The sequence below is a fragment of the Flavobacterium sp. FG139 genome (assembly GCF_057809695.1).
The window spans coordinates 32,018-57,975 of the sequence record NZ_JBMDKL010000011.1 but is presented as its reverse complement, the minus strand read 5'-3'; the positions used below and the strand labels follow the sequence as shown (position 1 = coordinate 57,975).

Sequence of the window (25,958 nt, the reverse complement as noted above, 5' to 3'; positions counted from 1 at the left end):
TAGTTCAAAATGAAGTTATGATAAACCCATCGGCAAACGGCTGGATAGACAAGTACTTTTTAGAGCAAAATATGTTGTTCGATTGTACCGCTATGAGCGCATCGGAATTTTATCAAAACATCCGCAAAACTGGGTTTATTTACGGACATATTATCGCCATAAATAGTGACCCAAAAATTGATATAGAGCATTGGAAAACCGAAGAAATCTCTAAAGTTGCTCTATTAAATACTTTATTTGATACCTATTGCCAAACCTTACATCAGTCCAATTCGGATAATTTTATTACACAAGCGATTGCATTTTATAACGAAATTACCCCCAAAGGTTTTGGTTTTTTTAATAAAATAATGCCCTCAACTGTTAGTTCCAAATTAGAAGGTTTGATTGATGAACGTGTACAAACCAATAAAGACATCATAAGTAAGAACTTTTCACATATTGTTACCAATGCCTTGCTGTTTGTAGATGTTTTGGCTTTTAGACGGTATTTAAAAGAAGGCAAAGTTCCCGAAAAATATTTGAAACGTATGGAAGAAACTATCATGAGTTTGGTTTCCTTAGCGCTTCAAGTAAAAACAATAAAATCGCAACACGACGATTTATTAATTAAATTATTTGAAGCATCCGTGCGCTATACACGGTTTTCTAAAGTCAATATTCAAAATTTAGAATCGTTACCCTTAAACGATTTTAATGACGATTTAGAAAAATACTATCTATTTGATTTAACAGGTTTGACCCTTTGGAATGATGAAAAAATAGAAAATGACGAAGTGTATTTTCTTCATAAATTGGCAGAAACATTAGCTATTACTGATGATTTTGTAAATGAAAGTATTGTCGCCAATGATGCTTTCATTACAACTCACAAAGAGGAAATTCAATACTTTAATTATTCCAATCCAGTAAAGCACTTTTACGACCAAACCACACATGGCGTTATTTTTCTAATCAAACGGAACAAAAAACGACTGACAAAAGAAATATCTGAAAGTAAAGAATTGATGCAACTTTTAGCACAATCTACGCAACGCGATTTGGATGCTGATGAAAAAAAGAAAGTAAAAAAACAGCTGTTAGACATTTGCAAAAGCATACCGTCGTTAACTATTTTTTTACTTCCTGGTGGCGGATTATTATTACCTATTTTGGTAAAATTTATTCCGCAATTATTGCCTTCTGCCTTTAATGAAAACTTAGACGATTAAAATTTCAATTGGTATACTTCGTCTAAATCTTTGTTACTACTCATGTTTACTTCCAAATCGGTTACATACCCCGAATTCAATCCGTAGGCCCATCCATGAAGGCTTAAATCTTGTCCTTTCTTCCATGCCGATTGCACAATAGAGGTTTTGGCTAAATCGAACACTTGTTCTTTAACATTCAATTCTACAAAAGCATTAAAACGTTCATTTTCGTCTTCAATTGAATCTAAGTAAATGTTATGCAATCGATAAACGTCTTTAATATGACGAATCCAATTGTCAATTATCCCAATAGAATCGTTGCTCATAGCTGCTTTTACCCCACCACAACCATAATGCCCACACACAATAACATGTTTAACTTTCAAAACATTGACTGCATAATCTAGCACGCTCAACATATTCATATCGCTGTGAACGACCATATTGGCGATGTTTCTATGTACAAAAACTTCTCCGGGTTTGGCACCAATAATTTCATTTGCCGGTACCCGACTATCCGAACAGCCAATCCAAAGTAACGGTGGATTTTGTCCTTTAGATAAATCTTTAAAATACTCAGGGTCAACTGCAATCTGGCTTTCAACCCATTGCTTATTATTATCTAATATCTTTTTATAAAAATCACTATCCATAGTTAATTTATTAATCTGATTCGTTTGTATTATTAGATGTTCCAATAACATTCAAATATATAAAAAATAAAAAGCCATTAATCACAATTGGCTTGTTAGTTGCGATTAATGGCATAATTAAAAATTTTGGTTTATTAATGACGTAAATTGGCAACTGAAAAATTAGGATTCTGTTCATCTTTTATGAATTCAACATCTTCATAAAAAGTCACTTCTCCGTTTTCAATATTGTGCATTGCTCCTACGATACCAATCTCACCATTTTCAATCATTTGTTCTAAAGTATAACTGCGTTCGATAATGTTTTTTACATTTCGTTTTACGTTAATTTGTGCTACATTTTCAACAAAATCAGGGTTGCCCGAAGTTCTATTTTCTAAAGTATCCTTTTCTTGATACACCGAAGGTTGAATTTTAGACAATAATTCGGTAAGATTTCCCATTTCAACATGGTCACAGGCACCTTTCACAGCACCACATTTACTGTGTCCAAGAACCACAATTAACTTAGAACCTGCAACTTTACAGGCAAATTCCATACTGCCTAAAATATCGGTGTTGACAATATTTCCGGCAATTCGCACTGAAAAAATATCTCCCAATCCTTGATCAAAAATCAATTCGGCAGACGTTCTACTATCAATGCAACTCAATATAATTGCAAACGGCCATTGTCCGTCTCTGGTATCATTTACTTGTTCTAATAGGTTTCTGTGCGCTTTTAGGTTTTGCTTGAATCGGTTATTTCCTTCTTTTAATAACTCTAATGCTTTTCTAGGGGTAATAGACGATTGTAATTCTTTATTTAATGTTTTCATTTTATTATTTTTTTTAATCAATAAACTTTGTTTTACTAACTTCAACAATCACAGTTTCTCGTTTCAAGGCATCGTATTTATGTTCTAGAGTAACTGTATTTTTAAATCCGTCACTATTTTCCAATTCGTAAGCCTCTTTAAAACCAACCAATTTCACTTTAATATTTTCTTCTTTGGCTCGTATTTTTTTAAATTCTTTTATCAAATCTAATACATCGTGCGCAATATAAACCGTATCGGTTGCATTAATGACTACTTTAGAATTTGATGGTATAGCGGCTAAAGTTGCTTTGATGGCAGCTTTATTTAAAAAAGATACTTCTTGCGCTAAATCGATATGAATGATGTCACCATCAACATATTCTTCCTTTCTAAAGTTATAGGCACGTTTCATATTTCCTTTCAATACAAAAATAACACTGATTATCATACCAAGCGCTACTCCTTTCAATAAATCTGTAAAAACCACAGCAACAAATGTGGCTATGAAAGGAATGAATTGGTATTTCCCTTTTTGCCAAAAATGTTTGATTGTTTTTGGATTGGCCAATTTATATCCAACCAATAACAAAACAGCCGCTAGAGTGGCTAACGGAATTTTATTTAAAACAACTGGAATAGTTAACACACTAATCATCAATAACAACCCATGAATGATTGCTGACATTTTCGATTTAGCACCAGCATTATTATTAGCCGAAGTTCGAACCACAACAGAAGTCATGGGCAATCCACCTAAAAGTGAACTTACAATATTTCCAATTCCTTGTGCTTTTAACTCCACATTGGTGTTGGTATATCGTTTTTGAACGTCCATTCTATCGGCAGCTTCAATACATAAAAGCGTTTCAATAGAAGCTACAACGGCTATTGTTATAGCAACAATCCACACTTTAGAATTGGAAATTACGCTAAAATCGGGTGTTACTATAATGGCTTTAAATTCTTGCAAAGAGCTTGGAACTGGTAAATTCACCAAATGGTTTTGTGCCACGGCTAAATCACTACCGGAACGAATAAAAATCTCATTCAAAACGACACTAACCACAACGGCTACTAGAGCTGCTGGAACTAATTTTATTTTTTTGAAAAATTCAAACTTATTCCAAACAAGAATTATTGCTAACGAAAGTATAGTTATTACAATGGAACCCAATTGAACATGATTTAACACCGAAAATAGTTCTGAAAAAGTATTTTGACCATCGTCTTGAATGAAAGACAAATCGCCTTCATAATCGGGATCATACCCAAAAGCATGCGGAATTTGTTTTAAGAAAATGATCACTCCAATTCCGGCCAACATCCCTTCAATAACATTGGTTGGGAAATAATTGGAGATGGAACCTGCTTTGATAAAACCCAATGTCAACTGAATCAAACCTGCAATTAATACGGCTAAAAGAAATGAATTGAACGATCCTAAATCGGCTATTGCAGTTAAAACTATAGCGGTTAAACCAGCCGCTGGACCAGACACACTGATGTGAGACTGACTTAAATAACCTACAATAATGCCGCCAACTACACCCGAAATAATACCTGAAAATAAAGGTGCTCCACTCGCTAATGCAATACCGAGACACAGTGGCAATGCCACAAGAAAAACCACTAAACCTGATGCGAAATCAGATTTGAGGTTTGCAAAAAGATTGATTTTTTTTGTCATACCTTGAAATTAATTTAATACGTAAATGCCTTCACTTGATGTGAAACTGTGATTAGTATTAAACGAATTCGGGTGGCGGTGAAAATATTTCTTCGGCCACATTATCATGGCGAGACAAGTTCTCTGAAATGATTTTATTTGAAGTAGATTGAGATAAATCCACAAATACAAAAGAGTATTCGTGGCTCAAATCGGCTTTAATCTGTTTGTAATCTTTGTGCATTTCTTCTTCACTGAAACTATAAAACACAGAAATATCGGTGTTTTTCTTTATCAACGTTACAATAGTAGGCGTTGAAAGAAAAAACACAAAAAACACCAATACGATTCTTGCTACTAACTTCATATCGCAAAAATAGCCATTGAAAAGATTAATAAACAGATATTATATATTTTTTAACACACTTTCTATTTCTATACTTATTGCTCCAACCAAGCTTTCATCATCCAAATGGTTTTTTCTTGCTCTGAAATAAAATCGCTCATCATCGAAGTAGTGCCTTCATCGTCAATTTCGGATGCTTTTTTAAGTATAACACGTTCAATTTTAAGAAGTTTAACCAACGAATCCAAAATCAATTCGATGGCTTTTACATCATTTTGGATATTACTCCCAATTTGCAACTTATTGTATTTTATGTACTCTTCAAACGTATGTAGTGGTGTAGCATCTAACGTTAAAACTCGTTCAGCAATTAAATCAATTTTTAGCTGGCTGTCGTTGTACAATTCTTCAAATTTCAAGTGTAAATCAAAAAAACGTCTACCTCGTATGTTCCAGTGTAAACCTCTCAAATTTTGATAATAGATTTGAAAATTGGCTAATAAAATATTTAATTCTGCTGCTAAAATTTCAGCATCTTTTTCGGGTAATCCAATACTATTTAGTTTCATTGTGACTTATTTTTACACAAAATTACTTTTTATTTAAGGGTAATACTATAAATTAAATTGATTGTTTTTATATTTGCATCAAATTTTACTATATAATGACAATTACGCAACTTCAATATGTTTTGGCTGTAGCCGAATATAAAAATTTCACATTAGCAGCCGAAAAATGCTTTGTAACGCAACCTACGCTGAGTATGCAAATACAAAAAGTAGAAGAAGAACTTGGAATACAAATTTTTGACCGAACGAAGAAACCTATTCAACTCACCGAAATAGGACAAAAAATAGTAAATCAAGCTAAGAATATTGTGAATGAGGCCAATCGCATTCAAGATATTGTACACCAGCAAAAAGGATTTATAGGAGGCGAATTTCGATTGGGAATAATTCCGACGATTATGCCAACATTATTGCCAATGTTTTTGAGCAATTTTATCAAAAAATACCCTAAAGTAAAGCTGATTATTGAAGAATTAAATACAGAAGATATCATCTTCAAATTGAATAATGGTCATTTAGATGCAGCTATTGCGGCAACTCCACTTAATGAAGAGAAAATCAAAGAAGTCGTTTTGTATTTTGAACCGTTTGTTGCCTACATTCCCGAACATCAGGGTAGTTTTAACAAAAAAGAAATCGAAATTGACGATTTGAATCTGGATGAAATTCTATTGCTGCAAGATGGACACTGTTTTAGAGACAGTATTTTAAATCTGTGTAAAAATAACAACAATTTGGAAAATAATAACTTTCAATTGCAAAGTGGTAGTTTTGAAACTTTAATAAAATTGGCCGATGAAGGTTTGGGCACCACATTATTACCCTACTTGCATACCTTAGATTTGAAAGAAAAAGACCAGGCAAAACTTCGCCATTTTACAGAGCCAAAACCAGCTCGAGAAGTGAGTTTAATTTATCCAAAAAACGAATTGAAAATTCATATTATAGATGCTTTACGCACCACAATTGCTGGTGTAATTAAAGGTGCCATCGTCTTCCAAAACGTACAAATTATTAGCCCAAAATCGAATAAATAAAAAAAGGAGTTAGCAAACTCCTTTTTTAAAATGTTCTATATCAATTTCTGTAATACATTGCTGCAAATGAGGTTTGTTGTTAGCAAAATAGGATAACCACTTTTGCAGATGATCAATCTCATGAGGCAATAAACTATGCACTGCCTTTCTCAATTTTCTTTTAAAAAGATTTGGGTCTATACTTACACTTTCCAACTCTGATTTAGTGTAATCGTAAATCATTCTTGCCATAGGTTTAAAGTTTAGGTTAAGTTTCGTTTAAATGTTTTGGGGAAAACGTTAAGTAAAAATATATTTATTTTTTTAATTGACCTAAAAAAAATCGAATTTTTATCGTCAAAAAGCCGATATAATCGACAAAATACATTTTAAAACTAATAAACTAAATATATACCTACAAATAAAATTTATGCATAAAAAAAAGGAACCGTTTAAGTTCCTTTTAGTTTTAGGTATTGCTACTCAGTAAACATTGCCTTAATTCTGGCTTTTCACTTGTGAAACTGAGTAACCATTCTGTTAATTGCTCAATTTCATAAGGTAAAAGTGTTTTTAAAGCTTTTTCTAATTCTTTGCAAAAAAGTTTAGTATCAAAACTAACCCTTTCAAGCACCGTTTTAGTGTAGTCGTAAATCAATCTTGACATAATAACATTAATAAGATTTGGTTAGACTTTTGGTAGAACTTGGAATAAGAACGTAATAAAAATACTTTTATTGTATCAAATTTAAAAAATTATTCTTTACCAAGATAACTTTAACCTTTATTTTTTTGTTGCGCGCAACATTTCTCTTTTTCCAGGAGCTCCGGGAAGTTTCTCAACCACAAATCCGCTGTCTAACATAGCCCTTTTTATGCTGCTTCGACAAGCATAAGTTACTAAAACACCGTCGGGTTTTAAAGCTGTAAACATTTTCTTAAAAATTTCAAGCGACCAAAGTTCAGGTTGCACTCTAAACCCGAAAGCGTCAAAATAAATTAAATCAAATTGTTCAATATCTGTAATATCTTGAAAAAATTGTTTTCGTTTGGTTAATGAAAAATTATCTGAAATGAATTGTTTTTCTTCCCAAGCAAATTCGTGAATGGCTTTAAATATTTCAGATGTATTGGAAGCGTCCAATTGCGAAACATAATTCATTTGCAAGGCTTCGTCAAGTAATACAGGATAAGCTTCTACACCAACATAATCAATAGGTTGACTGTCTTTTGTTGCTTCTAAAAAAGTTATAAAAGCGTTCAATCCAGTACCAAAACCAATTTCTAAAATAGAAACGGACTTTCCTTTAAAAAGATCAAGTCCGTTTTTTATAAATACATGATAGGCTTCTTGAATGGCACCGTGTTTGGAATGGTAACTTTCTTCCCATTCGGGTAAAAGTATGGTTGTAGAACCGTCTTGGGTTTGAATAATTTCTCTTTTCAAAATCTATTGGATGTACAACTTTTTAATTCTAGGAATGGGTCCGCCACATTTTCCTTGATGACACGTGATACAAGCATCAAGTCCTTTGTTAAAATTTGCTTTCACATTCTTAGGATCGCTATAAATTAGCCTTTGAGCTTCAATATATTTTTTGGCATTTTCTTTAAAAAAAGCATCGTTATCACTTGGAGTAGTAAACTTGGCCGTGTAAATTTTATTGAAAAATTCTGGATATTTCCCTAGCGTATCGCCTTTAACAATTAGCTTTTTAATTTGACTGTTGTAAGCATACATTTGTTCCATAAGAGTAGCCATTTCCGACATTTCATACATCTCGAATTTTTTTTCTTTGGCACACGATTTTTGTTTGTCAGTATCCTCTTTTTTTGCTTCCTTCTGTTGGCACGAAAAAAAAGAAAATGTCAATAACAAAACTATAACTTTATTCATCTAAAGCGCTATTTTTTAATTAAAACACCATCAGCCAAGAACGAATAATTAGTTTCAGGAGCTACAATACTATCAATGGCAGCTTTTGATTTTCCTGCATCTTTAGCATATTCTTTTAAGTCTGCAACAGAAGTTACTTCAACAAATGCTTTTCCATTCACAATTGCTTCACTATTACCCGCATTTTTAGGAACAAAAAAACCGTAGTCTTTAAATTTTACAAAAGCGGATTTCCCTTCACCTAAATCTAAATTCATCCAACATCCTTTCTTCTGACAAACATCAACAATCTTGGCAGCTACTTTTACAGTTAACGTGTCTGTAGGTTTCATGGTTTTGTATTTCGTTAGAAGTTCTGCACTGGTAATAGCACCATCAGTTGAAATACTATCGCCAAATTTTGCATACGATTCCGTTTTTTCTTCTCCTTTAATTTCCACTTTTTTTTGGCAACTTGCTAAGGCTAAAACGGTCAAAGCAGTATAGATTATTTTTCTCATTTTGATTGTTTTTAAATACACAACAAAAATAATCAGATATTAAAAACTAACACTCAAAAACGTATCTTTTTTTTTGTTTTCATTGATAATTTTCTATTTTTTTTGGAATAGTTTCAAAAAAAATAGAAAAGTGGGAATTAATTTAGATTAGTTAAAAAAAACATTCATTTTTTTAGTAGTTTAGCAAAATAATACCATTGATATGTTATAATATCTGAAATATTATACAACTATATAAAAACCAAATAGTTATATAGGATTTACTAAATTAATACCTGATCTAATGAGTCTAAATAATACGCTCGAAATCGATATAGTTAGCGCTAATTCTTCTAAAATTGATGCTGTAGATTTTGAAAATCTTACCTTCGGAAACACTTTTACCGACCATATGTTGATTTGTGACTATAAAGAAGGTGCTTGGCAAAAGCCTCTAATTAAGCCTTACGAACCTTTTATGATTGATCCTTCGGCAAAAGTATTTCATTATGGACAAGCCATTTTTGAAGGAATGAAAGCGTATAAAGATGAAAATGACGATGTTTGGTTGTTCAGACCTGATGAAAATTTTCACAGACTTAATAAATCAGCCGTGCGATTGGCCATGCCTGAAATTCCTGAAAACATTTTCATTGATGGATTAAAAACCATCTTAGATATGGAACGCAATTGGGTCAAAAAAGGATTGGGAAATACCCTTTACATAAGACCTTTTATGATTGCTATTGGTTCGGGTGTTATTGCACAACCTTCCACCCAATACCGTTTTATGATTATCCTTTCTCCGGCAAAATCATACTATTCTGGTGCAGTAAAAGTAATTATTGCCGATCATTACAGTCGTGCTGCTAACGGTGGAATTGGAGCCGCTAAAGCCGCTGGTAATTATTCGGCACAGTTTTATCCTACCAAATTGGCCAACGAAAAAGGGTACCAACAAATTATTTGGACGGATGATGCCACCCATACAAGATTAGAGGAAGCAGGTACAATGAATGTTTTTTTTAGAATTAACGATACCTTATATACCGCACCAACAGGAGAACGTATTTTGGATGGTGTTACCCGTAAAAGTTTAATTGAATTGGCCAGACGAGAAGGGCTTCATGTAGAAGTACGTTCGGTATTGGTAGAAGAATTAGTAAATGCAGCACAAGACGGAAGTTTGAAAGAAATTTTTGGAGCAGGAACAGCAGCTGTAATCAGTCCGATTAGCGCATTTGCTTATCAAGATGTGGAATATGTTTTGCCTGTAATTGAAAATTCCTATGCGAGTCAATTGAAAGACAAACTGACTAAAATTCAGTACAAATTGGCCGAAGATACTTTTGGTTGGACCGTGAAAGTATAAATCAATAATTTAAAATACACTTTATAAAAAAGCGATTTTCAAATGAAAATCGCTTTTTTTATTCCTTCATTGGTTAATCTATATTGAAAACCAATTTTTTACCATGTCTTTTTCAGAATGCAATGCGTTTTTGTGAACAAATTCATTTGTCTTTCCATTGTACACATAGTCGCTTTCCCAAGCTGTATGATTTGCTGCTAAATCTTTAATACTATCACAAACAAATTTTATTTCTTCAGTTGTTGTAGTCGGATGAATTGACATTCTAATCCAACCTGGTTTTTTTATTAAATCGCCAGAAGTAATGAGACAAACTAAATCGTGAGAGGTTTCTTGATCAACGTGCAATAAATAATGACCATAAGTACCAGCACAACTGCAACCACCACGAGTTTGAATTCCGAAACGGTCGTTGAGCATTTTAACCCCTAAATTATAATGTAAATCTTTAATATAAAATGAAATCACTCCCAATCGATCTTCTTGTTCTTTAGCTAAAATCGTTATGTTTTCTGAACCTCTCAGCGCATCAAAAACATAATTCACAATTTCGTGTTCGCGATCAAGAATGTTTTGAACACCCATTTTTTCTTTCAACTGAATAGCTAATGCCGTTTTAATCACTTGTAGAAATCCAGGTGTTCCACCATCTTCCCTATCTTCTATGTTGTCAATGTACTTGTGTTCACCCCAAGGATTGGTCCAAGAAACAGTCCCACCGCCAGGACAATCAGGAATGCTGTTTTTATATAAATCTTTATTAAAAACCAAAACACCGGAAGTTCCAGGACCTCCCAAAAATTTGTGTGGTGAAAAGAAAATGGCATCCAAATAACTTTCTGGATCTTTTGGATGCATATCGATAGTTACATAAGGTCCTGAACAGGCAAAATCTACAAAACAAACTCCATTATTTTGGTGCATTAATTTAGCCACTTCGTGATAAGGTGTTTTAATTCCAGTTACATTAGAACACGATGTGATAGATGCGATTTTAAAACTTCTTTCTTTATATTTTTCAAGCAGAATTTTTAAATTTTCAATAGAAAACAATCCGTTTTCATCAGCTGGAATGATTTCAACCTCAGCCATGGTTTCCAACCAAGAGGTTTGATTCGAATGATGCTCCATGTGTGAGATGAATACTATCGGCTTCAGTTCTTTAGGAATGGTAGTAAATTCCTTTAAATTTTCAGGAATTTTTAATCCTAAAATGCGTTGAAATTTATTTACTACACCTGTCATTCCAGTACCCGTATTGATTAAAACATCATTATCGGTAGCGTTTACGTGCTTTTTAATGATGTGCTTGGCTTCGTGATACGCCATGGTCATAGCGGTTCCAGTTACCGAAGTTTCGGTATGTGTATTGGCTACAAAAGGACCAAATTCGTTCATCATTTTTTCTTCAATAGGACGATACAAACGACCACTGGCAGTCCAATCGGTATAGATGATTTTTTTAGTTCCAAATGGCGAATCGAATTCTTGATCAATTCCAATAATATTCTTTCGAAATTGTTGAAAATAAAGCTCTAGTTTGGTAGTAGTTTCAGTTGCAATCATTCTGTTTAGTTTGTGCGTCAAAGATACGTTTTTTTGAGAAAAATTAAGTTATGAATTTGATTACTACAATCGATTGAAAAAATAGCAATTAAGACTTATTTGAAATAAAAAAATCCGACTAATTAGGTCGGATTTTGATTTGTATTTAAAATTATTTGATACTAATTTTTTGAGCAAAATCAGTATCCGAAGTATGAACTTTCACAACATAAGTTCCAGCACTGATTTCATTTACAGGAATTTTTAGACTTGTTTGGTTGTTGTCTTTTACATTCCAAGATTGGATTAATTGCCCTAACATAGTATACAAGGTCACCGACTCAATAGTTGAACTTGATGAACTGCTTTTAATACTGATAGTGTTATCTGATTGGGTATAAATTATGAAACCCTGATTACTCGATTCCAGCTGATTTGATGATAATACAGCCATATTACTGAAACGTAAAGAGAATCTTGTATCAATTGTTCCGGCAGGTAAATTAATTTCAAATGGCGTATTTTTTACATCGTGATACAGTTCTGTTACAGCATCATAAATATATACATTTTGATTTTGGTCGAAATTTTCCAATCCATCCACCATGATTTTAACCAATCCAGAAGCCGCAGTTTTAATCCCTAATGGATAGCTATTTGCTGTCGCAAAAAATCCTTCACCTTGAATGTTCAATTTTTCAGTTCCGTTTAGAAAGTACATATCACTCGGCAACGTTTCATTCAAACGAGCATCATATCCTAAATCAAATCCACTGGTTGCATTTTCATTCATAAACCCTAATAAAATTTGTCTGTGGTAGTTGTTAGTCGAATTAAATCCCAATCTAATTTTAGCAAATGTATTTTCTAAAACCACCTCTGCACTATTATTGGTAGCGGTTACTGTTGCGTTTGCACTAGAAGTTTTAAACATATCATTAGAATCTACATCCGTTTCTTTAATAAAAGCTCTTTGATTGTTATTAAAAACAATGGTCCCTCCAGTTGCATTTCCGTAAAGTAAAAAACCTTGTCCAACCGGAATAAATCGGCCCGGAATTCTTGAACTAGAGCCCAATCCGCTTGTTCCTGCAGGTGCTACTGGAGGTGTTCCTCCAACTAACGTTCTAGTAGCATAACCGCCCTGATAATCTGTAGTAACATGAGAGGCATTGGTACCATAATGTTCCCAAAAATATAAGGTTCCTGTGGTAGAGCCTAAATTATCTTTTATAAAAGCATCTGCGTCTAATGCTGATGCATAAGGGTTTCCACTTAAATTAGCATTATTTGCGGCAATCGGACTTGTTATAGTCCCATTATTTGGTTTTCCAACAAAAGTATAATTTTGAGATTCCGATAATGCGCCACTTCCTTTCATCGTAAAACCCTGACAAGCAAGTAACGATCCATTTTGCCCAACAGCCGCCCAATTGGCATACACTGGAGTCACATTTTGAAATTTAAAAATCCAGTAACTACTCAAGGTAATTGGTGACGTTGGCGCACCGTTGTATCCTGTTGTCCAAGTAATATTTTGAATGTTATTGGGATCTGTGGCATCTCTTAATACTCCATTTACAGTAAAAGCGTTGTTATTTGTTGTCGTATTTATACTTCCAACAGGAGAAGACCAATAATTGTAATTGAATTTATTGGATTGTCCTTGTTGGTCTCTTTCAATAAATCCAGCACTGGTTTCATCCAAATCACTTTCGGTTGTTTGTAACAATTGGGATTTTCCTTGTAAGTCAATTTTTCCATCCAATTTTAAATACCAATCGTTTTGAATTTTGGTGTCATTATCCATGGTAACTACAACACCTGAATCTACAATCAAACCTAAATCAACTGTATTAGTTGTTTCGGTAATATCATTTTTAACGTGTATTATTGACCAATCTTGTTCCACACAATCTAATCCTCTTACTTCATTAGTTGGGCTATTAACAGCGGTTGAAAAATCGCCACTACGTTCGGTTACAAAAGGCATTGGGGCTTGTTGTTCATAAATATTTTTATGGTTGTAGATTTTCATACCGGTTACTACATCTGTAGATAGAGTTGCATAATTATCAATGATGTCGTCTTTATATACATCCATTCTGTAATAGCGAATAAGATTGACAAACGATAATCCCTCAATGTTTTTAGGTATGATTGAACCACGAATTTGACCTCCATTGTCTTGAATTTCTTGATAGACCATTTTCTTTATCTGAGAATCTGTTAGTGATACATCAAAAAGGCGAATTTCATCTATTCTTCCTTTAAAATAATCGGCAGTACTGCTTGGATTTTTACCAATTGTAAGTAATGACGTATCGGCATTAATACTTCCTGAAGCCGCCACACTTGCTACTAAAGCACCGTTCAAATATAATTTTAAAAATCCATCACCATAAACAGCTCCAACATGATACCATTGTGAGGTGTTCAACGTATTTGTAGCATACGTTAAGGTTGTTGAATTAACAATAGCTTGTAATTTTTTATCATTTGTAACTCGCAATTGAAATTTATCTTGACCAATAACTACTCCATTAGTGGAAAATGCAGTATTCAAATCAATCCATGCCATCAGAGAGGCATTAGCTAATCCACCTAAAACAGAAGCGTCTTGACCGTAATCATTTCTTCCGTCAAATTCGAGAAGTAATTTTCTATTCAAATCTCTTGGAGAACCTTTTACTGTTGTATTTGTATCTAAGGCATCGAGAATTCCGTCTTTATCTGTATCGACTGTCCCATCAATAACTCCATCATTATTGGCATCTAAACTAGAATACAGACCAGTATAAATATCTTTAATTCCGTTGGCATCAGAATCCAATTGCATGTAATCGGCATTACCCAAACCGTCTGTATTTTGAGCAAAAGGTCTTATTAATGTACCAAAACCAACTTTGGTATCGTAAAAGTCAACAATTCCATCACCGTCAGTATCAGCTCCATCAGCCACTCCATCACCATTAATATCACCATCACCGTTCGATAAACCTGCTTCATCAATATCAAAAAATGAGTCGTTATCACTATCTAAATCAATAAAATTTGGAACCGAATCAGCATCGGTATCATATATTGCATATGATGCTCCAGAGATTGAGGCATCTAAAGTATCATACAGCCCATTTGAATTAGTATCTGACCAAATGCTAGGATCCATAGTTTCTAAACCATTGCTGTATTGCTTGAATCCAGCTTCCTCAATATCAGATATTCCATCATTATCGGTATCTAAATCGAGAGAATTAGCAATTCCATCGCCATCAGAATCACAAAAATTTTGAATTATCGAAATATCATCTAATGCTAAATTATTACCAATACCGGTTGTAACATTATTTTTAAAACGAACAATTACATTGGAAACATTTCCTAAATTTATACTTGCAGTAAATTGTTGCCATTGCGATAAAACACAAGAATTATCAGAAGTTGTTGATGAACATCGACCAATACTACCTGTATTAAAAGTTGAAATAAGAGTATTCGATAAATCGCTAAACTCTACTGTTATATTGGGTAAAGCTGACCCTGCATAAGTAGACTGATTCATAATATTGAGCACCCAAAAACTATAATTAATTGGGACATTTGGAATCAAACCATTAAGAGTGGTTTCATAGAAAACACCTGAATTAGTGTCGGCATTAAAAATCGCCATTCTTCCGTTAGTATCGCCGGGCGTATGGTCTAATTGAGTAGTCCAATCGGTAGCAGACCAAGAGGCAAGGTTAGTTGGACCACCTGATGCATCACTAATCATGTAATTTATGGTATATTCTCCATCATTCAGACTAGCATTGGTTTGAGATGGGCAAGAAACCGTATTGGTTCCAACAATACCATCTTCATAGCAATAGGATGTAACAGCACTTGGATTATTAATAGTAATCATTCCTCGGGTAGTTCCTGTTCCGAAAGTTTCATTTAAAAAAGAATGTTGTACGGAAGTTGCAATAGAAGAGGTTAAACAAGCTGTTTGCTCAATACTATCCAGAATTCCATCATTATCATCATCAATATCAATAGTATCGGCAATAGTATCATTATCGGTATCTAAAAAAGACTGAACAACAGAGCCCATTATAGCAAAATCATACGGATTTTCGTCACTATCATTATTAATCACAGCTATAGTAGCCGTTTTAATTCCGATTGTAGTTGGATTAAAACCTATTTGAAATGTAGTAGTTCCTCCTGCCACAACTGTAGCAGATGGTAGAGTTACCACGTTAAAATTAGTAGCATTAACTCCAGAAAATGAGATTGCTCCAAGTGTTAAACTTGTCGTACCGGTATTTTCAATCGTATAGGTAACTACAACCGCACTACTTCCTAAAGAAACTGAACCAAAATCGGTTTGATCATTAGCAGAAGGACTAGTATCATCATCATTAATCGTAGTATAATTGCCTTTCACGTTTATTTCGGGAACAGTTCCTATTCCTTGAATTGTGAAATCATACGGATTCTCGTCGCTGTCATTATTTACAATTGAAATTGTTGCCGTTCTGACACCTGAAGCACTTGGATTGAATGTAACTACAAACGTGCTGCTGCTTGCACTAGCTACAGACGCACTTGGAAAGGTTGTTACTGTAAAATCACTTGCGTTGGCACCTGAAAAAGAAATCGCTCCAATTGTAAGCGCACTGGTTCCAGTATTTTGTATGGTAAACGTTCTTGAAATGGTACCCGAAGCAACGTCTGTAGACCCAAAATCGGTCCAATCTATGGTAGTTGGCGTAGCATCACCATCAACAATAGTAGTGGCGTTGCCTAGAACATTGATTTCTTGTTCGGTTCCTAATCCTTGAAGTGCAAAATCGTACGGATTTTCATCTAAGTCATTGCTAACAATAGAAAGAGTTGCAGATCGTAAACCAGCGGCACTTGGATTGAATCTAACCGTAAAAGTCGTACTTCCCGAAGCAGCAATGGTTGTAGCAGGAGCTGTAAAAATACTAAAATCACTTGCGTTGATACCTGAGAAAGTAAAGGCTCCAATCGTTAAGTTAGAAGTCCCTAAATTTTGTATCGTGTACGTTTTATTAACTAATCCTGTATTAATATCTGCCGAACCAAAATCGGTCCAATCGGCCGTGTTTGGTGTTGTGTCTCCATCAAGTATGTTCGTTGCATTGCCCTGAACATTTATTTCTGGATTTATCCAAGTCACGATGATGCGACCATTTGCACCTGTTCCACCATTTTGTGCTAATAGAGAAACAAATGCACCACCGCCACCGCCACCAGGGAAATTTCCGTTAGACCCACCACTTCCAACAGCCAATAAAGCACCGTTTCCTCCGGCACCACCGTTGGATGGTGCAGCGCCAGCTGTAGGAGTGGCACCATTATTTCCATTAGAAGCATCACCTGCAGAAGAGCCACCTCCTCCACCTAAAAGAGCGCCACCATTTCCACCTGTACCTCCACTATAGGTAAGGTCGCCAATACAACTTGCGGCTTGTCCTCCGAGAGCTCCAACTGTTGAATTGTTGGCAACACTTTGTCCGCCTTTAGCCAATACCGAAGTGCTTGTAGAAAACCACGAATCACCACCTGCTGCCGTTGTGGTACTTCCTAAACCCACAGTAGCAGTATAGGAATTTCCAGCGGTTACGTTCAGTACTTTTTTACTATAAGCTCCACCTCCACCTCCTGCGGCAGCTAAACCTATAATGTTAACAGTACCTCCTTTTCCGCCACCACCCCAGGCTTCAACAGTAATACTTGTTACTCCGGTTGGCACTGTAAAAACACCTGTTGAAGTAAATGTTTGCGATTGTGAATGCGCATAATGATTCTGTAATAAAAAGGCAACTAGTAGTGCACTTTTTATATTTGTACGTAAAAATGACTTCATAATTCATTCTCCCTCCTGAGAAAAATTTTAAGTTAGTTTTTATCCATTTTGTTTAACATAAAAGTAGGAAATATTTTCGAGTATGTAGTATAAAAATGACGATAAAACACTTTTATTATCGATATAATTCATTTTTTAATATTAAATATAATTATTTTCTTACATTAAAAATAAGACAATATTAATACAAAACTCAAACAATTATTAATTTAAATTTAAAATCTTACTAAATAAAAACATAAATAATAAGCTAAAAAGCTTAAAATCATATATTTAAATTTAGAAATAAATTATTGATTTTTGGAATTAAGGTCATTCAAAATCCAATTCATTTCTGGATCGACAGTATTTATTTTATCTTGAAGTGTAGGAAGAATTTCAATATCCGGAAAAATGCCACGTCCAAATATCTCCGATTGATTGGTAGTTTTAACATCCATTAAGCCCAATCTCCAAAACAATTTTGAATTCGGTAGTTTTAAAACAGGTAAAAGTCCAGCTACGGTTGAATTAAAGCCTCCACCGGTTTCTTCACCCACAAAAGTGATCTTTTTATTGGCTTTTAAACTGGAAGCTAACAAACAAGAGGCAGAAAAACTTCCTCCATTTATAATAACGTAAATTTTACCTGAAAAATGATTTGGTTTACATTTTCGTTCTTTAGAACCTATTAATGAATAAGTATATGTACCATCAGATTGTTTTTTTGTTCTTAGTGTTGAAAACAACATATATGCTGGATAAAAAGCAGCCGCGAATGGATACGACACTTTTGGGATTTTAGCAAATAATCCGAGTTTCCACAAACTCATTTTTGAAGTAACTTCGGCATTTTGAAGCATTACAAAACTTGTATCGGTGACATAGGAATACAAATCAACAACTTCGGCAACACGACCACCCGGATTGTTTCTCAAATCTATGACTAATGATGCTGCCTTTTTTTCTTTCAATTTTTCAAAAATTTCTGCAAATGCTTTTCTGAAATTTCCTTTAGAAAAATCTCGAAGTTTCAAAACCGCAATGCTACTGTCTTTTGAAGCAAAACTCAAATCGATACTACATAATTTTGTTTTTTCATCGAAACCATAAATTCGTTTATCTCTTTTACTAATTACATTTTTTTTCGATTCAACTTTAACTTTCTCTGCACCAATGGTCTTTATTTTTTTTTCAGATTTTAATCGACTAACAACCATTTCTTTCAAGGAATCATTTTGCTTAAAAACATAAGTCAAACTATCATTGATACCGATTTCATTGGTTAAATAGGTAGTAAATCGCCTTGAAAACCCTCTAGACATATACGTCTTATTGAAACCGTCGGAAGTATAGGTTTTTCGGTATTTATCAAAAATAAATTGAGGCGTAATGGAATTTATGCTAATAACTTCGGCTCCATTTTGAATTGTCTTTTGTTTGGATTTATTTTTTACAACATACAATTTATCGTTCATCCATTCAAAATCGAATTGCGATAAAGGACCTAAACCCAATTTTGAAAGTCGGTTTTGCTCTTCCTTAGTCAATCGTTTTACTGGCGGAACTAAAATCATATGTCCTTGTCGAACTGAAGCGACTATTGGACTCATTAAAAAATAAAACTCTTTAGAAGTCAAGGGTTGTGTTATCACCTTTTTAAGGCTGTCAAATTTTGAATTCAATTTTTCTTTAGAGATGTATTTGTACAAACTCGGATGCAACCGAATCATCTTTTGATGAACATAATCAACATCCTTTAGTAGTTTTTCTGTAGGAATAGGTTCATCTAATTGTTGGTTGTATCGTGCAACCGAAGTACAATTTGATAGTAAAAAAGCACCCATAAAAAGGAAGCTAAATTTCAACAGACTAGCTTTAAATACCCTATTGTAATTATGCATTTTAAGAATTTTATTCATCGTTTTCAAATATACATTTATTTGTGATTCCATTTTTTTTCTAACGTGTAGAAATTGATATTATTGAATTATGCCTTTTTTAAAGGGAATTATTTTGTAAATTTGGTTACCAATCCATTTGATTTATGCAACTCCAAATTAACAATCGTTTCAGTTCAGAATTACCAGCAGACTCAAATGAAACCAATGCAACTCGCCAGGTTTTGAATGCTTGCTTTTCGTATGTTACTCCGAGAGTTCCCTCAAATCCGAAATTAGTTCATGTCACTTCAGAAGTAGCGGAACAAATTGGTATTTCTAATGAAGAAACGCAATCGGAAGATTTTCTTAACATTTTCTCAGGAAAAAAAATTCTTCCAAATTCAAAGCCATATTCTATGAATTATGCTGGGCATCAATTTGGGAATTGGGCAGGGCAATTGGGCGATGGACGTGCTATAATTTTGGCAGAAGTAGCTCACAATAGCAGCGTTTATTCGCTCCAACTAAAGGGAGCAGGAAGTACACCTTACTCCAGAAAAGCTGATGGTTTGGCAGTTTTGCGATCGTCTATTCGGGAACATTTATGCAGTGAAGCGATGCATCATTTGGGCGTACCAACAACACGCTCGTTATCCCTAATTCTTACTGGAGATCAAGTTTTACGTGATGTTATGTATGATGGACATCCCGATTATGAAAAAGGAGCCATTGTGTGTCGCGTGGCACCTGGTTTTATTCGTTTTGGGAATTTCGAACTTTTTGCAGCTCAAAATGATGTAAAAACATTAAAGCAACTTGCTGATTTTACCATAAAATATCATTTCCCTGAAATTACTTCCAACGAAAAAGATAGATACATTCAATTCTTTAAACTTGTAGCCGATAAAACACGTAATATGATTGTGCATTGGCAACGCGTTGGTTTTGTTCACGGTGTCATGAATACCGATAATATGTCTATATTAGGTTTGACTATTGATTATGGTCCTTATGGTTGGTTAGAAGATTACAATCCGAATTGGACACCGAACACAACCGACCGAAATCATAGAAGGTATCGATTTGGAAACCAACCCGATATAGCCTTATGGAATTTATTTCAATTGGCAAATGGATTGTACCCTTTGGTAGAAGAAGCGGCACCATTTGAAGCTATTTTAGAAGAATTTCAGTTGCTATATCAAAATGATTATACGCACATGATGCGCAAGAAATTAGGTTTTACTTTAGTTTCTAAAGACGATCATAAGATGATTACAGAATTGGAAGAACTGCTCCAACTATCTGAAACAGACATGACTATTTTCTTTCGGGAGTTGGGACGTGTTCAGAAAGATCACTCTGCTGGATGTGCCATAGCCACTATAGATGATGCTTTTTATAAGCCTGAGGAAATTAAAAAAGAAATCTTAAAAAAATGGGAACGATGGTTTAAAAAATACATTTTTCGATTGAATGAAGAAGACCACAGCGACGACCATCGCAAAGAAGAAATGGATAGCGTAAATCCAAAATATGTATTGCGCAACTATATGGCTCAATTGGCTATAGACGCCGCTAATAAAGAAGATTACAGTATCATTGCTGAATTGCATGAAATGTTGAAAAAGCCTTATGACGAGCAAATCATGTTTGAAAAATGGTATGCAAAAAGACCCGATTGGGCTAGAGATAAAATTGGAAGTTCGATGCTTTCGTGTAGTTCATAAATAAAAAAGTTTCCTATGTTGTAGGAAACTTTTTTATTTTATCATTATCGTTTTAAAGAAAAGTGAGCTTTAAATTCTCTCAATTCTATTTCACCTTTAAGATTATTCTCTTTGTATTTTACTACAAACCAGTAATCGGTTGCGGGCATTAAGGTGCCATTATAGGTGCCATCCCAACCTTGACCTGACGGACTAATTTGTTTGATCATTTTTCCATATCGATCAAAAATATAAATCTGAGCTTGAGGAAAGTCGTTAAAATAATAAATATTCCAATAGTCATTTTGTCCATCACCATTTGGAGTAAAATATTTTGGATACCCCATAACTGTAATTTCTTTAGTGATAACCGTACAGTTGGTATCATCTTTAATGGTAACTGTGTGCACGCCCGATGCTACTTGATGAAACACATTGGATGTTTGAAAATTATCTGTGTCTAGTTGATAATAAAATGGTCCACTACCGCCTTGAACTAGTATAGTTAACACATTATTATCGGTAAATGTATCGTCAATACTCGTAATAAAATCACTTGCCATTTGTGCCGAAATCACGGTAGCAAAAACTTGACTAGAGAAACATCCTGTAGCAATATTAGTGGCTACAACTGAGTAATTTCCTATGGCTGTGGCTATGTATGTACTTAATGTTGCACTCGGAATTAATACACCATTCAAGTACCATTGAAACGAATATATAGCCGGACTTAATCCACTATTGAGCGTATAACTTCGGGCTAGATTTCCGAGAGGATCAAAACAAATATCACCATCAGTTAATGATGGCTGTGGCAACGGATTAATGACAACCGTGGTTGTAACGGCTGCAGGTGTACATCCTGCGGAAAAAGGTATAGCATAAGTAACTGTATAGGTTCCAGCGTCACTTATACTAGGTGTAATTGCTCCCGTAGTACTGTTTAAAGCTAAACCCGTTGTAGACGAAAAAACTCCTCCCAAATAGGCATACGTTCCAGTTAATAGTACAGGTTGTGGTGTTGTAATGTCTCTACAAAAAGGGCTGTTATAACTAATATTAGCTGTAGGCATTCCCGTTATGGTAATAGTAGTAGTTACAGGTGCCAACGAACATCCGGCTAATGGCGGAATAGTATAAGTAATGGTATAATTTCCAGGTGTACTTAAACTTGGATTTATGGCTCCAGTTGTTGCATTAATATTTAATCCTGGCGCTGAGCTAAAAATACCGCCAGTATAGGCATAAGTTCCTGTTAATGATACCGTTTGCAATGCAGTTACAGAAGTACAAAATGGTGAACCCGTATAACTAATGGTAGCTGTTGGAAAAGAATTGACTACCACATTTGTTGTTATTGGAAATCCAATACAACCGCCAAAGGAAGGCAGAGTATAAGTTACTACATAATTTCCTGTGGCACTCGCACTTGGTGTTATTGCTCCTGTGGCACTATTAATAGCCAATCCAGCAGGTGTTGCACTAAATGTTCCTCCTGTGTATGCGCCAGTTCCAAACAATGAAACAGGTCTTGGTGTTGAAATATTGCCACAATAAGGCGAACCCGAATAGGAAATCGTAGCTGTTGGAGATTGTGCAATTGTAATATTTCGAGTCGATGCTGGTACACTACATCCGTTTGCGGTTGGAATGGTATAAGAAACTACATAATTACCTGGAGTACTTGCACTCGGTAAAATTTCTCCAGTGGTTGTATTAATAGACAATCCCGATGGAGTTACAGAAAACACGCCGCCTTGATACAAATTGGTTCCAGTTAAATTTACTGGTTGAGGAGTTGTTTCTGAAGTACAAAAAGCCGAAGAAGAATATGATATATTTGCTGTAGGAGCCGAATAAACCGTTACTGGATATGTTGTGGTATTGGAACACCCCAAAGTATTAGAAATTGTAAAAGTAACATTATAATTACCCGGCGCTGAGTAAGTATGTGTTGGGTTTTCTATGTTAGAAGTAGTACCATCCCCAAAATCCCAGTGAAATGTATCTAATATCGTTCCAAAAGGTAACTGCGTTGTGTTAGCAAAAATTGCATTGTCATAACATGTATTGGTAATACTAAAATCGGCTACAGGATCAAAAAGGGTTAACACCGTTGAAATATTTACAGTACAACCCGTTACCGATGTCAACTGACACGTATAGGTTAAACCAGCATTTGGATTATTTACATTGATAGATTGTGTTGTAGCGCCTGTATTCCATAAATACGTAAAACCAATAGGTGCTGTAAGTACCGCTGCGAAAGAACCTGTACAATAAGTAGAACTAATTTGAAGTGGAGAACAATAAGCATCAACATAAGCATATCCAAAATGAGCTCCCAAAGAACAGTCGCCAGTGGCAAACTCAATAGTGATTGTTTGTCCGATATAAGCGGTTAAATTAAGACCAACTGTAGTCCAATCTTTATATCTAATGGTTCCGTTACACGTTTGAAAACCCGGAATATTACTACCCGAAACTACCGTATATTCACCGCAAACAGGGTCAATTAGATTCCCTGCTGCATTTAAAACGCTAATTTGAAAACGTGGCTGTTCTACTGGTGAATGGCCTGGATCTTCTAAAACTACAGCATATTTATAGATGAAAAGTGCATTTGATGGCGTAACATTAATAACATACGTTAGTTTCTCCGATTCGGAATTAGTATTGTCATTTCCCAAACGAGCAGAGTAAACTCCACCTGGAGCCACTACTGTTACATTCCCACAAGTATTGGGGTCTGTTCCTGTTCCTGTCATAATGGTATGTCTACCATTGACAATAGAACTGTTTGAAATGTTGATTGGACAACAATTTCCTACACCACCTTGCCAGCCATTAAAGGTTCCTGATTCAAAATCTGAATTAGGACAAGAAGATTGTTGAGCAAATACAGAACTAGTAATAAAAAGAACTAATAGGAGTAGCTGTTTCATTTTCATGGCGTTTACTAATTATACAAAATTACAGACAAGTAATAAGCTACTTGTTTTATTTCTAGTACAATAATAATAGAATATTTTGTAATTACAGCTAATTTATTAATTTTTATACTAAAAAATCCTATAAACAATTTGCGACTGTATCTATAAATCAAAACCTTAACTTTAACATCAGTACTCTAGAACCATTAAAATATCTAATAAAAAAAGCCTTTAAAGAATTAGGTCTCCAAAGGCTTTAAAAAAATAATATTTATTTACAGTCCAGCTACAGCTTTGATTTCATCTATAATCCTTGTCGCCAAGACATCCGCTGCCACCTGTGTAGGAGCTTCTGTATAAATTCTAATAATTGGTTCGGTGTTGGATTTTCTTAAATGTACCCATTCGGAAGCAAAATCAATTTTAACTCCATCAATAGTGGAAATATCTTCATTTTTATATTTCTCGGTCATGGCTATCAAAATAGCATCAACATCAATTTGAGGTGTCAGTTCAATTTTATTTTTACTCATATAATATTGAGGATAACTAGCTCTCAATTCGGCAACTGTTTTTTCTTGATTGGCCAAATAAGTTAAAAATAAGGCAACACCAACCAAACTATCTCTTCCGTAATGCAATTCTGGATAAATGATACCGCCATTCCCTTCTCCACCAATAATAGCATTGGTCGCTTTCATCAATTCGACTACATTCACTTCTCCAACAGCACTCGCTTGATAATTTCCATTGTGCTTATTGGTAATGTCGCGTAAAGCACGAGACGAACTCATATTGGAAACCGAATTTCCAGGAGTTTTACTCAACACATAATCAGCAACAGCCACAAGTGTATATTCTTCTCCAAACATTTCTCCGTCATTAGAAATAAACGCCAAACGATCTACATCGGGATCCACTACAATTCCGAAATCGGCTTTCTCTTCTACAACCAATTTACAAATATCACCCAAGTGTTCTTTTAACGGCTCAGGATTGTGCGGGAAATGACCGTTAGGTTCGCAATACAATTTGACTACTTCTACACCCATTTGCTCTAAAAGATTCGGAATTACAATTCCGCCAGTAGAATTTACACCGTCTACAACAACCTTAAACTTGCGTTTGGCAACAGCCTCAGCATCAACCAAAGGCAATTCTAAGACCTCATCAATGTGTATATCCATATAGGAATCATTAATGGTGATTTCACCTAACGAATCTACATCAACAAAATCAAAAGCCTCTGCCTCTGCAATCTCTAAAATTTTAGCACCATCGGCACCACTTAAAAATTCTCCTTTTTCATTCAATAATTTCAAAGCATTCCATTGTTTCGGATTGTGAGAAGCGGTTAAAATAATTCCTCCATCCGCTTTTTCTAATGGAACTGCTACTTCTACTGTTGGTGTTGTTGAAAGTCCTAAGTCAATCACATTGATCCCTAAACCCACTAATGTATTTACTACTAAATTGTGTATCATAGGTCCCGAAATGCGAGCATCACGACCAATGACAACAGTTAATTTAGATTTTTTAGTATTATTTTTAAGGAAAGTACCATAGGCAGAAGCGAACTTTACAGCATCTACCGGAGTGAGATTATCTCCTACTTTTCCGCCAATAGTTCCGCGAATTCCAGAGATTGATTTTATTAAAGTCATTTTTAGGGATTTTTTTATTTATAGGTTTACAAATATAAAAAGTTAGGCTTTAGGAAAAGATGAAATTCAAAAAATGTTTTTTTTACCAATGAAGAACACTGAATTATTACAAAGTACTTTTAAACAAAAGTAAGATGATTCCTCAAATTATTAGTGCAAAATATTCCTATAGACAAACTTTTGTATAGGATAATTTTGAAAATTGTGAAAAAAAAGTAGTATTTTTTCTATACATCAATATTTTATGACATTTCTTACTTTTTTTAACAATTTTTATGTTAAAATATAAAAATACATTATTTTTTTAAGAAGGTATATGTTTGAAAACCAAACTTTTTGAAGAAATAAATATTTATTTTTTATTTTTTTTTAAAAC

Annotated in this window: 19 protein-coding genes; 4 read left to right on the top strand and 15 right to left on the bottom strand. The window is 34.4% G+C overall.

Features of this window, described 5'->3' with window-relative positions; genetic code table 11:
- Window positions 1-17 precede the first annotated feature (17 nt).
- Entirely contained in the window at window positions 18-1,211 is a 1,194-nt protein-coding gene (locus ACODSI_RS10665) for an LETM1-related biofilm-associated protein (RefSeq protein ID WP_488916839.1), read from the top strand.
- On the opposite strand, the gene can is transcribed toward ACODSI_RS10665, so the two are convergent.
- From can to ACODSI_RS10640, 5 genes are all read right to left on the bottom strand, one after another.
- The gene (can, locus tag ACODSI_RS10660; RefSeq protein WP_488916838.1) at window positions 1,208-1,846 is read right to left on the bottom strand and encodes a carbonate dehydratase; all 639 of its coding nucleotides are present in this window, start codon (window positions 1,844-1,846) and stop codon (window positions 1,208-1,210) included. The two genes, ACODSI_RS10665 and can, sit on opposite strands and share 4 nt — an antisense overlap.
- A gap of 134 nt (window positions 1,847-1,980) precedes the next feature.
- A complete protein-coding gene (locus ACODSI_RS10655; protein ID WP_488916837.1) occupies window positions 1,981-2,664 on the bottom strand; it encodes a carbonic anhydrase family protein in 684 nt (227 codons plus the stop codon).
- A gap of 13 nt (window positions 2,665-2,677) precedes the next feature.
- Window positions 2,678-4,333: a SulP family inorganic anion transporter gene (locus ACODSI_RS10650; protein ID WP_488916836.1), complete on the bottom strand. Its 1,656-nt coding sequence runs from the start codon at window positions 4,331-4,333 to the stop codon at window positions 2,678-2,680.
- Window positions 4,334-4,391: 58 nt separating this feature from the next.
- On the bottom strand, window positions 4,392-4,679 hold the full coding sequence (locus ACODSI_RS10645; protein ID WP_488916835.1) for a hypothetical protein: 288 nt from the start codon (window positions 4,677-4,679) through the stop codon (window positions 4,392-4,394).
- Between the two features lie 74 nt (window positions 4,680-4,753).
- Entirely contained in the window at window positions 4,754-5,227 is a 474-nt protein-coding gene (locus tag ACODSI_RS10640; RefSeq protein WP_488916834.1) for a Dps family protein, read from the bottom strand.
- A gap of 95 nt (window positions 5,228-5,322) precedes the next feature.
- On the opposite strand from ACODSI_RS10640, the gene ACODSI_RS10635 reads away from it, so the two are divergent.
- Window positions 5,323-6,264 (top strand): LysR substrate-binding domain-containing protein, encoded by a 942-nt coding sequence (locus ACODSI_RS10635; protein WP_488916833.1) that lies wholly within the window; start codon window positions 5,323-5,325, stop codon window positions 6,262-6,264.
- Window positions 6,265-6,273: 9 nt separating this feature from the next.
- On the opposite strand, the gene ACODSI_RS10630 is transcribed toward ACODSI_RS10635, so the two are convergent.
- The 5 genes from ACODSI_RS10630 to ACODSI_RS10610 all read right to left on the bottom strand — a co-directional run bounded on the left by ACODSI_RS10630 (window position 6,274) and on the right by ACODSI_RS10610 (window position 8,640).
- Window positions 6,274-6,495 carry a hypothetical protein gene (locus ACODSI_RS10630; protein ID WP_488916832.1) on the bottom strand — a complete coding sequence of 74 codons (222 nt, stop codon included), beginning with the start codon at window positions 6,493-6,495 and terminating at the stop codon, window positions 6,274-6,276.
- 217 nt (window positions 6,496-6,712) lie between these two features.
- Window positions 6,713-6,910: a hypothetical protein gene (locus tag ACODSI_RS10625; protein WP_488916831.1), complete on the bottom strand. Its 198-nt coding sequence runs from the start codon at window positions 6,908-6,910 to the stop codon at window positions 6,713-6,715.
- A 117-nt stretch (window positions 6,911-7,027) separates the two neighbouring features.
- Window positions 7,028-7,690 carry a tRNA (5-methylaminomethyl-2-thiouridine)(34)-methyltransferase MnmC2 gene (gene mnmC2, locus ACODSI_RS10620; protein ID WP_488916830.1) on the bottom strand — a complete coding sequence of 221 codons (663 nt, stop codon included), beginning with the start codon at window positions 7,688-7,690 and terminating at the stop codon, window positions 7,028-7,030.
- A 3-nt stretch (window positions 7,691-7,693) separates the two neighbouring features.
- Entirely contained in the window at window positions 7,694-8,140 is a 447-nt protein-coding gene (locus tag ACODSI_RS10615) for a hypothetical protein (protein ID WP_488916829.1), read from the bottom strand.
- An 8-nt stretch (window positions 8,141-8,148) separates the two neighbouring features.
- Window positions 8,149-8,640 (bottom strand): DUF4920 domain-containing protein, encoded by a 492-nt coding sequence (locus ACODSI_RS10610; protein ID WP_488916828.1) that lies wholly within the window; start codon window positions 8,638-8,640, stop codon window positions 8,149-8,151.
- A 283-nt stretch (window positions 8,641-8,923) separates the two neighbouring features.
- On the opposite strand from ACODSI_RS10610, the gene ACODSI_RS10605 reads away from it, so the two are divergent.
- Window positions 8,924-9,991: a branched-chain amino acid aminotransferase gene (locus ACODSI_RS10605; protein ID WP_488916827.1), complete on the top strand. Its 1,068-nt coding sequence runs from the start codon at window positions 8,924-8,926 to the stop codon at window positions 9,989-9,991.
- A gap of 78 nt (window positions 9,992-10,069) precedes the next feature.
- Here ACODSI_RS10605 and ACODSI_RS10600 read toward each other — a convergent pair whose 3' ends face one another.
- The 3 genes from ACODSI_RS10600 to ACODSI_RS10590 form a co-directional block, all read right to left on the bottom strand.
- Window positions 10,070-11,557 (bottom strand): aminotransferase class V-fold PLP-dependent enzyme, encoded by a 1,488-nt coding sequence (locus tag ACODSI_RS10600; RefSeq protein ID WP_488916915.1) that lies wholly within the window; start codon window positions 11,555-11,557, stop codon window positions 10,070-10,072.
- A 151-nt stretch (window positions 11,558-11,708) separates the two neighbouring features.
- Window positions 11,709-17,414 carry a choice-of-anchor D domain-containing protein gene (locus tag ACODSI_RS10595; protein ID WP_488916826.1) on the bottom strand — a complete coding sequence of 1,902 codons (5,706 nt, stop codon included), beginning with the start codon at window positions 17,412-17,414 and terminating at the stop codon, window positions 11,709-11,711.
- Between the two features lie 290 nt (window positions 17,415-17,704).
- On the bottom strand, window positions 17,705-19,348 hold the full coding sequence (locus ACODSI_RS10590) for a S41 family peptidase (RefSeq protein WP_488916825.1): 1,644 nt from the start codon (window positions 19,346-19,348) through the stop codon (window positions 17,705-17,707).
- A 92-nt stretch (window positions 19,349-19,440) separates the two neighbouring features.
- Between ACODSI_RS10590 and ACODSI_RS10585 the strand changes: the two genes are divergently transcribed.
- A complete protein-coding gene (locus tag ACODSI_RS10585; RefSeq protein WP_488916824.1) occupies window positions 19,441-21,006 on the top strand; it encodes a protein adenylyltransferase SelO in 1,566 nt (521 codons plus the stop codon).
- 44 nt (window positions 21,007-21,050) lie between these two features.
- Here the strand turns inward: ACODSI_RS10585 and ACODSI_RS10580 are convergent, their stop codons facing one another.
- Entirely contained in the window at window positions 21,051-23,930 is a 2,880-nt protein-coding gene (locus ACODSI_RS10580) for a T9SS type B sorting domain-containing protein (protein WP_488916823.1), read from the bottom strand.
- 263 nt (window positions 23,931-24,193) lie between these two features.
- The gene (gene glmM, locus ACODSI_RS10575) at window positions 24,194-25,582 is read right to left on the bottom strand and encodes a phosphoglucosamine mutase (RefSeq protein ID WP_488916822.1); all 1,389 of its coding nucleotides are present in this window, start codon (window positions 25,580-25,582) and stop codon (window positions 24,194-24,196) included.
- Window positions 25,583-25,958: the final 376 nt, after the last annotated feature.

Bases quoted from the DNA above. Each gene is read 5' to 3' on its own strand.
- ACODSI_RS10665 (WP_488916839.1), top strand. From the start codon at position 18: ATGATAAACCCATCGGCAAACGGCTGGATAGACAAGTACTTTTTAGAG.
- can (WP_488916838.1), bottom strand. From the start codon at position 1,846: ATGGATAGTGATTTTTATAAAAAGATATTAGATAATAATAAGCAATGG.
- ACODSI_RS10655 (WP_488916837.1), bottom strand. From the start codon at position 2,664: ATGAAAACATTAAATAAAGAATTACAATCGTCTATTACCCCTAGAAAA.
- ACODSI_RS10650 (WP_488916836.1), bottom strand. From the start codon at position 4,333: ATGACAAAAAAAATCAATCTTTTTGCAAACCTCAAATCTGATTTCGCA.
- ACODSI_RS10645 (WP_488916835.1), bottom strand. From the start codon at position 4,679: ATGAAGTTAGTAGCAAGAATCGTATTGGTGTTTTTTGTGTTTTTTCTT.
- ACODSI_RS10640 (WP_488916834.1), bottom strand. From the start codon at position 5,227: ATGAAACTAAATAGTATTGGATTACCCGAAAAAGATGCTGAAATTTTA.
- ACODSI_RS10635 (WP_488916833.1), top strand. From the start codon at position 5,323: ATGACAATTACGCAACTTCAATATGTTTTGGCTGTAGCCGAATATAAA.
- ACODSI_RS10630 (WP_488916832.1), bottom strand. From the start codon at position 6,495: ATGGCAAGAATGATTTACGATTACACTAAATCAGAGTTGGAAAGTGTA.
- ACODSI_RS10625 (WP_488916831.1), bottom strand. From the start codon at position 6,910: ATGTCAAGATTGATTTACGACTACACTAAAACGGTGCTTGAAAGGGTT.
- ACODSI_RS10615 (WP_488916829.1), bottom strand. From the start codon at position 8,140: ATGAATAAAGTTATAGTTTTGTTATTGACATTTTCTTTTTTTTCGTGC.
- ACODSI_RS10610 (WP_488916828.1), bottom strand. From the start codon at position 8,640: ATGAGAAAAATAATCTATACTGCTTTGACCGTTTTAGCCTTAGCAAGT.
- ACODSI_RS10605 (WP_488916827.1), top strand. From the start codon at position 8,924: ATGAGTCTAAATAATACGCTCGAAATCGATATAGTTAGCGCTAATTCT.
- ACODSI_RS10600 (WP_488916915.1), bottom strand. From the start codon at position 11,557: ATGATTGCAACTGAAACTACTACCAAACTAGAGCTTTATTTTCAACAA.
- ACODSI_RS10595 (WP_488916826.1), bottom strand. From the start codon at position 17,414: ATGAAGTCATTTTTACGTACAAATATAAAAAGTGCACTACTAGTTGCC.
- ACODSI_RS10590 (WP_488916825.1), bottom strand. From the start codon at position 19,348: ATGGAATCACAAATAAATGTATATTTGAAAACGATGAATAAAATTCTT.
- ACODSI_RS10585 (WP_488916824.1), top strand. From the start codon at position 19,441: ATGCAACTCCAAATTAACAATCGTTTCAGTTCAGAATTACCAGCAGAC.
- ACODSI_RS10580 (WP_488916823.1), bottom strand. From the start codon at position 23,930: ATGAAACAGCTACTCCTATTAGTTCTTTTTATTACTAGTTCTGTATTT.
- glmM (WP_488916822.1), bottom strand. From the start codon at position 25,582: ATGACTTTAATAAAATCAATCTCTGGAATTCGCGGAACTATTGGCGGA.